This is a genomic window from Tamilnaduibacter salinus, from assembly GCF_003096655.1.
GTDB classification, from domain to species: Bacteria; Pseudomonadota; Gammaproteobacteria; order Pseudomonadales; family Oleiphilaceae; genus Tamilnaduibacter; species Tamilnaduibacter salinus.
Genome location: NZ_QEKQ01000001.1, coordinates 63,312 through 76,857, shown reverse-complemented (window position 1 = coordinate 76,857; position 13,546 = coordinate 63,312). Strand labels below are relative to the sequence as shown.

At 60.9% G+C, this 13,546-nt stretch carries 14 protein-coding genes; 3 read left to right on the top strand and 11 right to left on the bottom strand.

Annotated features, from left to right (window positions below):
- Positions 1-16 precede the first annotated feature (16 nt).
- The 4 genes from C8D92_RS00390 to mpl all read right to left on the bottom strand — a co-directional run bounded on the left by C8D92_RS00390 (position 17) and on the right by mpl (position 4,190).
- Positions 17-1,156: an acyl-CoA dehydrogenase family protein gene (locus C8D92_RS00390; RefSeq protein ID WP_095609829.1), complete on the bottom strand. Its 1,140-nt coding sequence runs from the start codon at positions 1,154-1,156 to the stop codon at positions 17-19.
- Between the two features lie 253 nt (positions 1,157-1,409).
- The gene (locus C8D92_RS00385) at positions 1,410-2,171 is read right to left on the bottom strand and encodes an ATP-binding protein (RefSeq protein WP_116918137.1); all 762 of its coding nucleotides are present in this window, start codon (positions 2,169-2,171) and stop codon (positions 1,410-1,412) included.
- Entirely contained in the window at positions 2,168-2,785 is a 618-nt protein-coding gene (locus tag C8D92_RS00380) for a flavin prenyltransferase UbiX (RefSeq protein ID WP_095609844.1), read from the bottom strand. Before C8D92_RS00380 ends, C8D92_RS00385 begins: the two co-directional genes overlap by 4 nt.
- A 31-nt stretch (positions 2,786-2,816) precedes the next feature.
- Complete coding sequence (gene mpl, locus C8D92_RS00375) at positions 2,817-4,190, bottom strand: UDP-N-acetylmuramate:L-alanyl-gamma-D-glutamyl-meso-diaminopimelate ligase (RefSeq protein WP_116918136.1); 1,374 nt, start codon at positions 4,188-4,190, stop codon at positions 2,817-2,819.
- Between the two features lie 186 nt (positions 4,191-4,376).
- Here mpl and C8D92_RS00370 point away from each other — a divergent pair, with 186 nt between their 5' ends.
- A complete protein-coding gene (locus tag C8D92_RS00370) occupies positions 4,377-5,639 on the top strand; it encodes a 6-phosphofructokinase (protein ID WP_116918135.1) in 1,263 nt (420 codons plus the stop codon).
- 114 nt (positions 5,640-5,753) lie between these two features.
- Here C8D92_RS00370 and C8D92_RS00365 read toward each other — a convergent pair whose 3' ends face one another.
- Positions 5,754-6,008: a GrxA family glutaredoxin gene (locus C8D92_RS00365; RefSeq protein WP_095609833.1), complete on the bottom strand. Its 255-nt coding sequence runs from the start codon at positions 6,006-6,008 to the stop codon at positions 5,754-5,756.
- A 159-nt stretch (positions 6,009-6,167) separates the two neighbouring features.
- Here C8D92_RS00365 and C8D92_RS00360 point away from each other — a divergent pair, with 159 nt between their 5' ends.
- On the top strand, positions 6,168-6,593 hold the full coding sequence (locus C8D92_RS00360) for a YqaA family protein (RefSeq protein WP_116918134.1): 426 nt from the start codon (positions 6,168-6,170) through the stop codon (positions 6,591-6,593).
- Positions 6,594-6,707: 114 nt separating this feature from the next.
- Here C8D92_RS00360 and C8D92_RS00355 read toward each other — a convergent pair whose 3' ends face one another.
- Positions 6,708-8,102, bottom strand: coding sequence for an ABC1 kinase family protein (locus C8D92_RS00355; protein ID WP_095610955.1), 1,395 nt, complete (start codon positions 8,100-8,102; stop codon positions 6,708-6,710).
- 216 nt (positions 8,103-8,318) lie between these two features.
- Here C8D92_RS00355 and C8D92_RS00350 point away from each other — a divergent pair, with 216 nt between their 5' ends.
- Positions 8,319-9,416: a GGDEF domain-containing protein gene (locus C8D92_RS00350; protein ID WP_207775088.1), complete on the top strand. Its 1,098-nt coding sequence runs from the start codon at positions 8,319-8,321 to the stop codon at positions 9,414-9,416.
- 19 nt (positions 9,417-9,435) lie between these two features.
- Here the strand turns inward: C8D92_RS00350 and lipB are convergent, their stop codons facing one another.
- The 5 genes from lipB to mltB all read right to left on the bottom strand — a co-directional run bounded on the left by lipB (position 9,436) and on the right by mltB (position 13,484).
- Positions 9,436-10,092 (bottom strand): lipoyl(octanoyl) transferase LipB, encoded by a 657-nt coding sequence (gene lipB, locus C8D92_RS00345; RefSeq protein ID WP_095610891.1) that lies wholly within the window; start codon positions 10,090-10,092, stop codon positions 9,436-9,438.
- Positions 10,092-10,361 carry an HP0495 family protein gene (locus C8D92_RS00340; RefSeq protein WP_095610892.1) on the bottom strand — a complete coding sequence of 90 codons (270 nt, stop codon included), beginning with the start codon at positions 10,359-10,361 and terminating at the stop codon, positions 10,092-10,094. The genes lipB and C8D92_RS00340 overlap by 1 nt, the downstream gene beginning before the upstream one ends.
- Before the next feature lie 9 nt (positions 10,362-10,370).
- Positions 10,371-11,495, bottom strand: coding sequence for a D-alanyl-D-alanine carboxypeptidase family protein (locus C8D92_RS00335; protein ID WP_228151159.1), 1,125 nt, complete (start codon positions 11,493-11,495; stop codon positions 10,371-10,373).
- A gap of 161 nt (positions 11,496-11,656) precedes the next feature.
- Positions 11,657-12,511, bottom strand: a complete 855-nt coding sequence (locus C8D92_RS00330) for a septal ring lytic transglycosylase RlpA family protein (RefSeq protein ID WP_116918132.1) — start codon at positions 12,509-12,511, stop codon at positions 11,657-11,659.
- The gene (gene mltB, locus C8D92_RS00325) at positions 12,495-13,484 is read right to left on the bottom strand and encodes a lytic murein transglycosylase B (RefSeq protein ID WP_116918131.1); all 990 of its coding nucleotides are present in this window, start codon (positions 13,482-13,484) and stop codon (positions 12,495-12,497) included. The genes C8D92_RS00330 and mltB overlap by 17 nt, the downstream gene beginning before the upstream one ends.
- Between the last annotated feature and the right edge of the window lie 62 nt (positions 13,485-13,546).

Below are 13,546 nucleotides of genomic sequence, written 5' to 3'. Positions count from 1 at the left end.
AAAAGTGCGTAACCGATCAGATGGCCCGGGCCACGATCTCCTTCATGATCTCGTTGGTCCCGGCATAGATCCGCTGCACGCGGGAATCCGCCCAGGCCCGTGCAATCGGGTACTCCCACATATAACCATAACCCCCGTGGAGCTGCACGCACTCGTCCATGATCCGACACTGCAGGTCGGTGGTCCATTGCTTGAGCATCGCCGCCGTCGGCACGTCCAGCTTGCGATCCAGATGCAGTTCCAGACAGCGGTCAGTGAACGCACGCCCGGCGGCAATGTCCGACTGCATCTCGGCCATCTTGAAGCGAGTGTTCTGGAAGCCCATGACCGGCTTACCGAAGGCCTTGCGCTCCTTGACGTAGTCCCGGGTCCACTCCCAGGCCGCTTCGGCAGCCGCAACGGCGGTCAGGGCCACCTGCAGACGCTCAGCGGGCAATTCCTGCATCAGCTGCATGAAGCCCTGGCCTTCGCCGCTGCCCAGCAGGTTGCCGGCAGGGACTTTCACGTCCTGGAAGAACAGCTCGGAGGTGTCCTGCGCCTTGAGACCCACCTTCTCCAGATTCTGGCCTTTCTCGAATCCGTCCCAGGCACTTTCGACCAGCATCAGGCTGGTGCCCTTGGCGCCCTCCTTCGGATCGGTCTTGGCGACCACGATCACCAGATCGGCCATCTGGCCGTTGGTGATGAAGGTCTTGGAGCCATTCAGGACGTAATGATCGCCATCCTTGATGGCTGTCGTCTTGACGCCCTGCAGGTCCGAACCGGCACCCGGCTCGGTCATGGCGATCGCCCCGATCATTTCGCCACTGACCAGCTTGGGCAGGTAGTGCTTTTTCTGTTCTTCGGTGCCGTAGTTCAGGATGTAGGGCGCGACAATGTCCGAGTGCAACGCCCAGCCCAGACCGGTCGTGGCGGCGCGGGCGATCTCTTCCATCACCACGGCGCTGTACCGGAAATCGGCGCCGACACCGCCGTATTCCTCGGGAATGGTCGGACACAGGAAGCCCAGTTCACCGGCTTTCTCCCAGATTTCACGACTGACCTGACCGTCTTTCTCCCACTGGTGATGATGGGGAACGGCTTCGTTCTCGAGAAACTTCCGGACGGCGTCGCGGAAGCCGTCCAGGTCCGAATCAAAGAGTGTGCGCGGAATCATTCAATACCTCGTTATGGGCGTTACTGACGATGTGACGTCAGTGTCGAACGACCCGCGATACCGCTCAATGGTGTAAACGTTCAATCCGGGTGGCGAAAACGAACTAACTCGGGCGGCGGCCAATGGCACGAGGGGAGTGGCCGGGGGCTATTGTCGGAGAAGGGACAGGGATGTCCCGGTCGCATTTGGCGTCACGGACGACCATCAAATGCAGCGCAGACAATAGCCCCCAGCCACTCCCCGACCACAGACGTCAGAACTGGTCGTAGTAGGTGTTGTAGAAGTGACGCGCCGCCCGGCCACTGCGGCCGCCCTTTGCCGTCGCAAACCGGATCGCGGCCAGGTGCAGGGACTCCCGGTCTTCCACGTCGGGGAACAGCGCATCCACCAGATGCAGGTATTCCTTCTGATCAAACGGGTAGAACGACAGCCAGAGTCCGAACCGGTCGGACAGAGAGATCTGCTCCTCAATCGCCTCCCCCAGATGCAGTTCGCCGTCGACCATCTGCGCCGCCTGATTGTCTTTCATGTACTCCGGCATCAGGTGACGCCGGTTGGAGGTGGCATACACCCGCACGTTCTCCGGCGGGCTTTCGATCGACCCTTCCATGACGCTTTTCAGAGCCTTGTAGGACGCATCATCGTGACCGAACGACAGGTCGTCCGAAAAGATGATAAACCGGTATGGCAACGCCCGGATCTCATCCACGATCTCCGGCAGAAACAGCAGGTCCTCCCGGTCCACTTCAATGACTCGCAACCCACGGTCGGCGTACTCATTGAGCAATGCCTTGATGAGGGACGACTTGCCGGTGCCCCGAGAGCCCCAGAGCAGCGTGTTATTGGCCGGTTCGCCCTTCAGGAAATGCTCGGTATTGGTGACGATCGCCGCCTTCTGGCGGTCAATTTCCAGCAGATCGGACAGCCGCACCCGATCAATCTCATGAACCGCCCGCAGGGCCTGTCGGTGGCGCCGCCAGATCGCCGCCCGGGTGGTCTGCCAGTCAATACTCAAGACGGGTCCTCCTGTTGCTGCCGGTTCGCCAGTCGCTGCTCGCCCCAGCGAGGCATCAACGACTGATTCACTCCCAGATGGTCCAGCAGGCGGGCGACCACAAAATCCACCAGATCGTCGATGGACGATGGCCGATGATAAAACCCGGGGCTGGCCGGCATGATCGTCGCGCCCATGCGAGTGAGCTGCAGCATGTTGGTGAGATGCACCTCGGAATACGGAGCTTCGCGGGGAACCAGAATCAGCGAACGGCGCTCTTTGAGCGCCACGTCACCGGCCCGCTCAATCAGGTTGTCACTGGCGCCATTTGCCAGGGCCGACAGCGTCCCCGTGCTGCAGGGGCAGATCACCAGTGGTGCCCGGGACCCGGAACCGGAAGCCGGCGGCGCGAACCAGTCCTCCCGACCGAAGACAACGACCTGATCCGCTGATGCGCCGCTGTATTCTCGCAACGCGGACTGCATCCCATCGGGTGTCCCGGGAAGGCGGAGATCGGTCTCTGTCGCGATGACCACCTGCGCCGCTTTGCTGACCATGACGTTCAGGCGGTAGCCGGCCGCCACCAGGCACACCAGCAACCGCAGACCGTATTGGGCGCCCGAGGCGCCCGTCATCGCCAGGTTGACGACCGGGCGGGACGATGAATCAGTCAAAATAGCGCTCCAGCTCCTTGATCAGTTTGCCGTGAATGCCCTGAAAACCGCCATTACTCATGATGACGATGTGGCAGGGCACGGGCAACGCGGAGAGTACCCCATCGATCAGTGTCTCCACCGACCGGCCCTGCTGATGTCGGGAGTCGTTCTCCGGAATGCGCTCACTCAACCATGCCATGTCCGACAGGTTGGCCCAGAGCACCCGATCAGCGGCACTGGCGCTGTCCAACAGCACGTCCTGATGAACCCCCTGCTGCATGGTGTTCGAACGCGGCTCAATGACGGCGATGATCGGGTCATCCCCCACCTGTTTGCGCAGCCCGTCCAATGTGGTGGCGATGGCGGTGGGGTGATGGGCAAAGTCATCGTAGACGCGGACACCCCGCACCTCTGCCAACAGCTCCATACGGCGCTTGACGCCACCAAACCGGTTGAGCGCGGCGATCGCATGGTCCGGCGTCACCCCCACATGACGGGCCGCGGCAATCGCCGCCAGTGCATTGCGGACATTATGCAGACCGGTATGGCGCCAATGGACTTTGGCGACTGGCTGGTCGTGCCGGATCACCATGAAAACGCTGCCATCATCACGGAGCAGCTCGGCCCGCCAGTTCGACCAGGCGGCCTCGCCACCGATCGATGTGGTCTGGACACTGGTCCAGCAGCCGCGGTTGAGCACACTGTCCAGATGCCCATCCCGATCCGGTCGGATGATCAGGCCATTGGACGGCACCGTCCGTACCAGGTGATGACACTGGCGCTCGATATCGACGATCGAATCAAAAATATCGGCGTGATCGAACTCCAGATTGTTCAGAATCAATGTATTGGGACGGTAGTGAACGAACTTGGAGCGTTTATCAAAGAAGGCGCTGTCGTATTCGTCCGCTTCGATTACAAAGAAATCACTACTACCCAGACGTGCGGAGACGTCAAAATCACCGGGGACACCGCCAACCAGATACCCCGGATCAAAGCCCGCCTGATCCAGAATCCAGAGCAGCATGGATGTGGTGGTGGTCTTGCCGTGGGTCCCCGCAACCGCCAGCACCCAGCGATGACGCAGCACCTCCCGGCTGAGCCATTCCGGTCCGGACATATAGTCCAGCCCCCGGTTCAGCACGGCTTCCACTTCGGGATTCCCCCGGGACAGGGCGTTGCCGATCAGCACCAGATCCGGCACCGGCTTCAGGTTGCTCTCAGAGAAGCCATCCATCAACTCGATCCCCTGCTGCTCCAGCTGGGTGCTCATCGGCGGATAGACCCCTTCATCGGACCCGGTGACGTGATGCCCCCCTTCCCGGGCAAGGGCTGCCAGACTGCCCATGAACGTGCCGCAGATACCGAGGATGTGGATGTGCATAATGGCGTGTCATTCCTGATGGTTGGCGGGACAGGATGAAGCGTCCTGCAATCGGCCTCAGCCGTCAAGCGGACACCGTACCATCCACGATACACGCCTCATGAAAACGCGCTCGGATTCGCGTATCATTCCGCGCACGACTAGTTTTGGCCAAAGCAACACAACAGCCAGGAGGCGCCCGACTCAATGGCCGTCAAGAACGCGTTCTACGCCCAATCCGGCGGGGTAACCGCTACCATCAACGCCAGCGCCTGCGGGGTCATCCAGACCGCCCGACAGCATCCCGAATCCATCGGTAAGGTCTTCGCCGGCCGCAACGGCATTACCGGCGCCCTGCGGGAAGAGCTGATCGACACCAGCCTGGAAACCGATGAGGATATCGCCGCCCTGATGCACACCCCCGGCGGTGCCTTCGGTTCCTGTCGCTACAAACTCAAGAACTTCAGCGAAAACCGCCGTGAATACGAACGGCTGATCGAGGTCTTCCAGGCCCACGACATCGGCTACTTCTTCTACAACGGCGGCGGCGACTCCCAGGATACGGCGTTCAAGGTCTCACAGATGGCCGAGCACATGGGTTACCCCATCACCTGCATCGGCGTCCCGAAGACGGTCGACAACGACCTCCCCTTCACTGACAACTGTCCGGGCTTTGGCTCGGTGGCCAAATACGTCGCCACCTCAACGCTGGAGGCCAGTCTGGACATCCGCTCCATGTGTGACTCCTCCACCAAGGTGTTCATCCTGGAAGTGATGGGACGTCACGCCGGATGGATCGCCGCGTCCAGCGGCATGGCCGGCAATGGACCCGGTGAGCCGCCGCACATCATTATCTTCCCCGAAGTGCCGTTTGAGCGGCAAACCTTCCTGGATCGGGTCGACCACTGCGTGAAGGAATACGGCTATTGCGTCGTCGTGGCCTCGGAAGGCGCCCAGTACGAGGATGGCCGGTTCATCGCCGATGCCGGCGGAAAAGACGCGTTCGGCCACACCCAGCTTGGTGGCGTGGCGCCGACGCTGGCCAACATGGTGCGCCAGTCCCTCGGCCACAAGAACCACTGGGCCGTGGCGGATTATCTCCAACGGGCCGCCCGTCATATTGGTTCGGCGATGGATGTCGAGCAGTCCTATGAAGTGGGCAAGCGCGCCGTCGAGTTCGCGCTGGCGGGCGAGCAGGCCATCATGCCGACCATCGTTCGCGAGCAGAACCATCCCTACAAGTGGCACATCGGCGAGGCGGCATTGAGCGATGTGGCCAACCAGGAGAAGAAGATGCCGATCCACTACATCAGTGACGATGGTTATGGCATCACCCAGGACTGCCGCGACTACATGGCGCCACTGATCACCGGTGAGAGCTTCCCACCGTTCGAGAACGGGTTGCCACGTGTTGCCCACCTGAGCAACCAGTTGGTCGAGAAGAAGCTCAAGACGCCCTTCGAGGTCTGACGACGTCAGTCCCTGACGAGGCCGAGGCGGGTGCGCCTTGGCCTCGACCTTTTTGCCAACAAAAAAAGCGTCCAAGCAAGGACGCCTTTCATTTCCTTCCTAAAAACGCCAGCGTTACTCGGCAGTTTCCGCCTCACGCGCCTCCATGAACGCGTTGAACTCGTCGAAGCCACCGATGTGCTTCTTGCCGACGAAAATCTGCGGTACGGTTTCCACCTCATGGCCGATGGTCTTGGCCATGTCGGCTTTGCTGATGCCCTCCTCGACAATGTCCACGTACAGGAAGTTCAGCTCTTTGATTTCACACAGCTCTTTCGCCCGACGGCAAAAGCCGCAATTGGAACGACCGAAAATGGTCACGCGATCCATTCCACCCTCCTTCGAGATGATCAACGTATGTCAGCGACACCACGTACACTGATTAAAAAACGGGCAGCATGGTGCCAGAATCCACTGCATATTGAAACTCAATACAGTGAATCATCCTGATAGAACCAAGCGATTCGTCACGCGGGATCACGGCATTTCATGAGCTACCTGACCCTTTTTGCAACGGCCTTTGCAGCCGCCACACTGCTTCCCGCCTATTCCGAGATTCTGCTGGGCGCCCTGGTCGCGCAAGGCCTGAATCCCTGGTGGTTATGGCTGTCCGCCACCGCCGGTAACTCCCTCGGCTCCGTGGTGAACGGCTGGATCGGCCGTCAGATTGAACGGTTCCGTGACCGGCGCTGGTTTCCGGTTTCCGAGAAGCAGCTCCAGAAGGCGCAGGACCGCTTCAACCGTTACGGTCAGTGGTCCCTGCTGCTGGGCTGGCTTCCGATTGGCGGCGACGCACTGACGGTGATTGGCGGGCTGATGCGCGTGCCGTGGCTGAACTTCATCGTGCTGGTGACGATCGGCAAGGGGGTGCGGTATGCGGTGGTGTTGTGGGCGGTGCAGGCGGTTCCTCAGTGATTTTTTGCCACGGAATGACACAGAAAACGCGGAAGTCGTTAACCGTCAGACTTCATTCAATCATCGCGGCCAAAGGCCGCTTTCCGTGTTTTCAGTGTTTTTCCGTGGCGACATTCACTTCTCGGGGTACAAGTAAGCTCGCAGCAGATCCTCGCCGTTAAACTCCGCCTTGAGCACAGCGATCAGCGTGTAGACGCCAATGAGCTTTCGGTTGAGGAAGACGAACTCTTTCGGGGGAATGCGGAAATACCGGCTGATCGCGGAACGGGCGGCCTGGCGGGCCACCCTTGAAGGCAGATCGCTCTGTTTCCAGCGGTACTGCCCCTGTTCGTTCACAGCGTAATCGGGCCAGTCCGAGTTATGCGGCGCCAGCGGTTCCAGAACCGACATGCAGACCTCCGCGAACCGATAGAGCACATCCTCCGGCCAGTCGCGGCTCATGAAATGCAGAGCGATTCCGCCCTCAATCACGCGTTCGCGGTCCTGCTCGTAGGACGCTTCGATCATCTTGCGCACGGGGTTCAGGAACCGGTCGGGATATTCCTGAACCGCGCCGAAGTCGAGCAGAACGATCCGGTCCGGTTCGCGAGCCGGGTCCGGCGAAACACGAATACGGTAGTTGCCAAAGTTCGGATCGGTCTGGATTTCACCCCAGACAAACAACTCCCGAAAGAACAGCTCCAGGGCCGCCCTGCCCAGGGCGCTGCGGCGCTCCACAGGAAGATTCGCCACTTCGTCGGATCCGACCGTAATGCCGGACTCATAGGTAGAGGCCATCACATGAGAGGTGGAGAACTCAGGCAGCACGCGCGGAACGATGAAGCGATCATCATCCAGCAGCATCTGGCGGAAGTGCTCTGTGGTCCGCCCTTCCAGCCCATAATCCACCTCACGGTGCATCATGGTACGGACTTCCTCGAGCCACTCATTGAACTCGGGGCCAATGGACACCAAACGCGCCATCTTGAGGATCTGCGCAACCGCATTCAGATCACTGTCCACCGCCTCGGCAACCCCTGGATACTGGATCTTGAGCACCAGTTCCAGGCCGTCCGAACGGCGCCGCGCCCGATGCACCTGCCCCAGTGACGCCGCACCAATCGGTTCGGCATCCACTTCCAGCTCCGCCAGGCGCTGAGCGCCCAACTCCTCGAGCAACACACGGCGGATCGACGACCATTCCAGCCAGGTGGTCTGATCCTCAAGCGTGTGCAGGGCTTCCGTCACCTCTTCCGGGAGAAAGTGTTCGCCGTAGAGCGCCATCACCTGCCCGATCTTGACAACACTGCCTTTGAGCTTGCCGAGCTCATCGACCAGAAAGCGTGCCTGGCTGGACATCATGTCGCGGCTGCGCTGCTCGCGCGTCTCGCGCCCCCCGAACCAGTTGGTCGCCATGTGTGTCGCCATCCGCGTCCCCGCGAAGAGGCCCGCCCGTGTCAGGCTGAGCTGGCGCTCGAAACGCCCCGTCTTGATGCGGGAAACCGCTTTCCGTGTCTTACTCGTACTCATGAATCCGGAAACCATTGTTGAATGCCAGTGTCCATTATACGGGACCGGCCGATCAGACCGGTCACTGACCTGCCATGACAGCCCCGACCATGGAGCCAATGTAAGATGTGACAGTTACGATTAAAAACAGACAACCGGCTGAAGTCAGGCTAGATTAATGTCAGTTGTCTCAAGTATTGCGAGACATCAAAGACCACAATAACAATCCCAGAAACAATGCCTGAAACATACGAAGACGATCACGCGCTGGCCGAGCAGCTCGTCCGGGGTGAAATTCCCGTACCAACGCTGATTAACGGCCTGAGCATTGCCGCCCTGCCCCTGCTGTTCTTTTTTGCCTGGCGGGCGGGTGAGCGGGGCGATTTCATTCACGTCACGGTGCTGATCGTGGTGGCGATTCTGCTGGTCGCCAACAGCTTCGTCTATTGGGCCCGGCGTCATCAGGCCCTGCAACGCCGGACGTTCATCACTCTTATCACGTTCCTTTTTTTCTATCTGGCCCTCGGTGCCCTGGAGCAAGGGGCGGCAATCCTGTGGTTGTTCGCCTATCCGCCGGTTGTGTTCTATATCAGCAGCATCAAGGTCGGTGTGGGCACCTGCCTGCTGGGCCTTGTGGGGGTAACGCTACTTTTCTCGCCGCTTGGCAGCCAGCTTTTCAATGCGCCTTACGGAAATTACTTCGGCATTACCATGACCGCAGTGCTGGGATTTGAAATGGTCTGCTGTTTTCTTCTGGACCTCAGCCGTCGCCGCAGCAAGGCAAGCCTGCTCTCGCTGGCCCGAGACTACGAGTACGCCGCCAAGCATGACGCCATGACCGATCTGGCGAATCGTCGCGAGGGGCTTGGGGCACTGGAACATGAGTACGAGCGCTATCAGCGTAACAGCCGCTCTTTCTCCGTCATTCTTCTGGACATCGATCACTTTAAGGGCATCAACGATACCTACGGTCATCAGGTGGGCGACAAGATGATTGTCATGGTGGCCAGCCAGCTGAAAACTGTCTGCCGTCGGGTCGATACCGTTTCCCGCTGGGGGGGAGAAGAGTTCCTCGTGATTCTGCCGGAAACGGATGCCTCCCAGGCTTACCAGACGGCGGAACGGCTTCGCTCGACAATCGCAGCCCAGACCGTCCCGTCCGACAGCGGTAGCCCCATCAGCACGACGGTCAGCGCCGGCATCGCAACAATCTGCAACAGCGCCTCGATCGATCGGCTCCTGCAGGAGGCCGACGATGCGCTGTACGAAGCCAAGAGTGGTGGGCGGAACCAGGTGTGCGTTCACGGGACCCCGGTAGAAGTCATCGCCGACTGAGGGCGCACCTGGGTAGCAGCTATCCGGTCGGTGAGAGCGATGCCGGGAGGGTTGTTTCAAAGGTCAATGCGCCCAGTGCCAGCGACGTCGACAGCGCGTCCAGCAACTCGGGCGTGATGGTCGCGACGGTTGCAGACGGTTGATAATCGGTCATCCGGCACATGGGCTGCCCGGCCAGGCCACAGGGGTTGATCCGACTGAACGGCTCCAGATCCATATCCACGTTCAGTGCCAGGCCGTGAAACGAACACCCGCGGCGGACCCGCAACCCGAGAGACGCGATCTTCGCGCCGTCCACGTACACCCCCGGGGCATCCGACCGGGGGGCCGCTGCGATGCCATACCCGGCCAGCATCGTCACCAATGCGGATTCGATACCCGACACCAGGTCCCGCACCCCCATCCGACGGCGTTTCAGATCCACCATCAGGTAAACCACCAACTGGCCGGGCCCGTGATAGGTCACCTGTCCGCCCCGGTCCACCGGGACAACGGGGATATCTCCCGGCGCCAGAATGTGCTCGGCACGCCCGGCCTGCCCCTGGGTGAATACCGGCGGGTGCTCCAGCGCCCAGAGTTCATCAGGCGTGTCAGACACCCGCTGGTCGGTGAATGCCTTCATCGCCTCCCAGACCGGCTGGTAGGGCTGCTGACCGAGCTCCCGGACACGAACCATCAAAGCACCATGTGAACGCGGCCAGTGGCCTTGAGGTCCTCGGTCAGGGCCTTGAGCTGGTCTTCGCCGGTCGCCCGGATGCGCAACCGGACGGAGACAAACCGGCCGTTGCGACTGTCTCGCTCATGCACATCCTTCTCATTAATGCCCGGTGCGTGACGCTCCACGACCGCGATCACCAGTTCGCGAAAGTCCGGAGCGGCGTCGCCGACCACCTTGATCGTGTAGTCACACGGGAACTCAATTTTGGGCGGTTGTTGCTGACTCATGACCGCTCCCTAGCTGAACAGCTGAATGAAGAAGAGTTTGATGGCATCCCACAGACGCTTGAACAAACCTCCTTCGGGAACGCTCTGCAGCGCAACAACCGGCTCACGAACGATCACCTCGCCATCGAGCGTGACCCGGACCTCACCGAGTTCGTCACCGGCCTGCACGGGCGCCTCGATCACGGTGTCAATGTCCATCATGTACTCGAGCTGTTCTTTGCTGTCCCGCGGGATGGTAACGACGGCATCGTCACTGACACCAAGACTGACCTGATCGGCCTGACCGCCCCAGACCCGGTTCTCCTCCAGAGACTGGCCGGCGCTGAGAACCTTGTGGGTCTCGTAGTAGCGGAAGCCATAATTGAGCAGTTTCTGGACCTCCTGCGCCCGGGCTTGTTCACTGCTCGTCCCCATCACCACGGCAATCAGCCGCATGCCCTTACGGTCCGCCGAAGCCACCAGACAGTAGCCCGCCGCTTCCGTGTGCCCGGTTTTCAGCCCGTCCACCGACGGGTCACGCCACAACAGGCTGTTGCGGTTAGGCTGACGGATGTCGTTGTAGGTGAAGTACTTCTCCGCGTAGAGGGGGTAATTATCCGGGTAATCCTCGATAATCGCCTGCGCCAGCAGTGCCAGATCGCGGGCGGACGAATAGTGGTCGCTCTCCGGCAGTCCGGTTGCGTTCTGGAAACGCGAGTTTTCCATCCCCAACTGGCGCGCCTGCTGGTTCATGATATCGGCGAAAGCATCCTCACTGCCGGCAATGAACTCGGCCAATGCCACACTGGCATCGTTACCCGACTGGATGATGACGCCCTTGAGCAGTTTCTCAACGGACACCTCGGTGCCTTCCTGGACGAACATCCGCGAACCACCGGTCTTCCAGGCATTGACGCTGATCGGCACCTGATCCGACATGGCAATGCGCTGCTCATCAAGCTCGCGCTCGACGATGTAGGCCGTCATCATCTTGGTCAAGCTCGCCGGCGGCAGATGCTCATCACTGTTCTCCTCGATGATCACCCGACCGCTGCGGGCGTCCATGAGAATGTAGGAACTGGCCGAGACTGTCGGCGGCGACGGAATCAGGGCCTGCTGGCCCTGAGCGTTCGCCGCCCCGACCACGCTCACCATCAGGCCAATGAGTAGTGCAACGCACACCGACAGGTGTCGGCCCATTCGATAAGGGATTACTTGAGTCATTGCTGGTTTCATTCCGTGGTTTATCAATGGTTTTTCTGTGGACACAGATCGTGACATGCTCACTAGCCCGGGTCAGACCGTGCCATTGCCGTTCAGTTCGGCGCGGTAACGACAATCGGGCGTCCAAAGCCCTGACGCTCGATGCGCCACCGGTGGCTCTCTGCTTCCGATCGGGCGGAAAACGGCCCGACCTGCACCCGGTGCCAGGGGCCCGCCGTTCGCACCCGGACTGCCTCACCAATGGCCTGACGCAGGCGTTGCGACAGGCGCTGTGCCGAACCCGGCTGGGTAAAGGAGGCCACCTGAACGAACAGCGCTTGCGCGCTGGCCGGCGTGCCGTCCTCATCCGGAGCTTCCGATACACCGTCTGATCCGGCAACATACCGCTGGCCATCCGGCGATACCGTGACTGAGGCCACCTCGACCCGAGCCGTGCCGTGATCGCTGAACCCGAGTTTTCTGGCAGCCGCCCAGGACAGATCGATGATCCGGCCCTCATGGAAAGGGCCTCGGTCGTTGACCCGCACAATCACCTGACGGCCGTTTTCAAGGTTCGTCACTCGGGCAAAGCTTGGCAGTGGCAGTCGCTTGTGCGCCGCCGACATGGCATACATGTCGAAGATTTCGCCGTTGGACGTCCGGTGACCGTGAAATTTCTCGCCGTACCAGCTCGCGCGTCCACGCTGGACATAGTTCCGGGCACTGGCGTCACTCATGACCGTGTACTGCTCGCCCCAGACCGTGTAGGGGGACTTGTTGCCGGCCGACGTCCGGGGTTCATAGCGGGGCACCGCGTTCTCCAGTTCGCTGACATCCGGATTACCGGATGGACCGCGATCCTGAGCCAGATCATATCGGGACGAGGAATCCGGCGTCGAGGCACATCCGGCCACCAGCCCCACCAACAACCACACCACCAGAACCCGCATATCAGCCTTTGCCTTCATCCGTCTCAAGCGTCCGGGACAGCGCGAGAACCGCCATCGCGTAAAGATGGCTGTGATTATAGCGTGTTATGGCGTAGAAATTGGGGAACGTCAGCCAGTACCGCGTCTGGTCTCCCACCGTCAGAGCCAATAGCCGCGCTGGCGTGTCCGATGCCAGAGGGGTGCCGTCGTCAATGCCGGCTCGGCGATAATCCGCCAGTGTCAGCCGGGGCTTCAGCCCCTCGGTCAGAAGCGCGGGTGACGGAGTCGCTTCATCGACTGGCACGGCCACCGGCTGCCCGGGCTGCCAGTCGTGCCGGGCCATGTAATGCGCGACACTGCCAATGGCGTCAACCGGACTGCCCATCAGGTCCACGACGCCATCGCCATCGAAATCCCGCGCGTAATGACGATAGCTGCCGGGTATGAATTGCCCATAGCCCATGGCGCCGGCATAGGAGCCGGTGGGCTCTGTGACCTCGAAATCCTGCTCGTGAACCAGCCGGAAATACTCCGCCAGCTGGCCACGGAAAAAGTCCGACCGGGGCGGATAATCAAAGGCGAGCGTCGCGAGCGCATCCAGCACCCGGATTGAGCCCATCACGTCGCCATAGCGTGTTTCAACGCCAATGATGGCGGCCACAATGGCACGGGGTACCCCGTAGACGTCTTCCGCCCGGGCAAACGCCTGCTCGTGTTGATTGAGAAAACGGTGACCGAGGCGGGTCCGGCGCTCGGTGAGAAAGATGGACCGGTACTCGCCCCAGGTCAGCGTCTTCTCGGCGGGGCGGCGGATCAGCGACAGAACCTGTTCCTGTCGTCGGGCCTGCCCCAGCCAATCCATGAGCTGATTGCGGTCCAGGCCGTCTTCAGCAACCAGCCGGTCCACCATGGCCCTCGCCTCCGGATCCTGACGGTAGTCCGCCGTCGTGCCAGCCGACAGCAGGGAAAGCGCGATTAAGAGCATCACAGACAGGAAACAGGACCGCAGCATCAGGATCGGCTCCTCCGGTGAAAACGGCCCGACAGGGCCTGGGTGCAAAAGGCTACCACGCC

Coding starts and splice junctions, on each gene's coding strand:
- C8D92_RS00390 (WP_095609829.1), bottom strand. CDS start 1,156: ATGATTCCGCGCACACTCTTTGATTCGGACCTGGACGGCTTCCGCGAC.
- C8D92_RS00380 (WP_095609844.1), bottom strand. CDS start 2,785: ATGACGGGCGCCTCGGGCGCCCAATACGGTCTGCGGTTGCTGGTGTGC.
- mpl (WP_116918136.1), bottom strand. CDS start 4,190: ATGCACATCCACATCCTCGGTATCTGCGGCACGTTCATGGGCAGTCTG.
- C8D92_RS00370 (WP_116918135.1), top strand. CDS start 4,377: ATGGCCGTCAAGAACGCGTTCTACGCCCAATCCGGCGGGGTAACCGCT.
- C8D92_RS00365 (WP_095609833.1), bottom strand. CDS start 6,008: ATGGATCGCGTGACCATTTTCGGTCGTTCCAATTGCGGCTTTTGCCGT.
- C8D92_RS00360 (WP_116918134.1), top strand. CDS start 6,168: ATGAGCTACCTGACCCTTTTTGCAACGGCCTTTGCAGCCGCCACACTG.
- C8D92_RS00355 (WP_095610955.1), bottom strand. CDS start 8,102: ATGAGTACGAGTAAGACACGGAAAGCGGTTTCCCGCATCAAGACGGGG.
- C8D92_RS00350 (WP_207775088.1), top strand. CDS start 8,319: ATGCCTGAAACATACGAAGACGATCACGCGCTGGCCGAGCAGCTCGTC.
- lipB (WP_095610891.1), bottom strand. CDS start 10,092: ATGGTTCGTGTCCGGGAGCTCGGTCAGCAGCCCTACCAGCCGGTCTGG.
- C8D92_RS00340 (WP_095610892.1), bottom strand. CDS start 10,361: ATGAGTCAGCAACAACCGCCCAAAATTGAGTTCCCGTGTGACTACACG.
- C8D92_RS00335 (WP_228151159.1), bottom strand. CDS start 11,495: ATGGTGAGCGTGGTCGGGGCGGCGAACGCTCAGGGCCAGCAGGCCCTG.
- C8D92_RS00330 (WP_116918132.1), bottom strand. CDS start 12,511: ATGAAGGCAAAGGCTGATATGCGGGTTCTGGTGGTGTGGTTGTTGGTG.
- mltB (WP_116918131.1), bottom strand. CDS start 13,484: ATGCTGCGGTCCTGTTTCCTGTCTGTGATGCTCTTAATCGCGCTTTCC.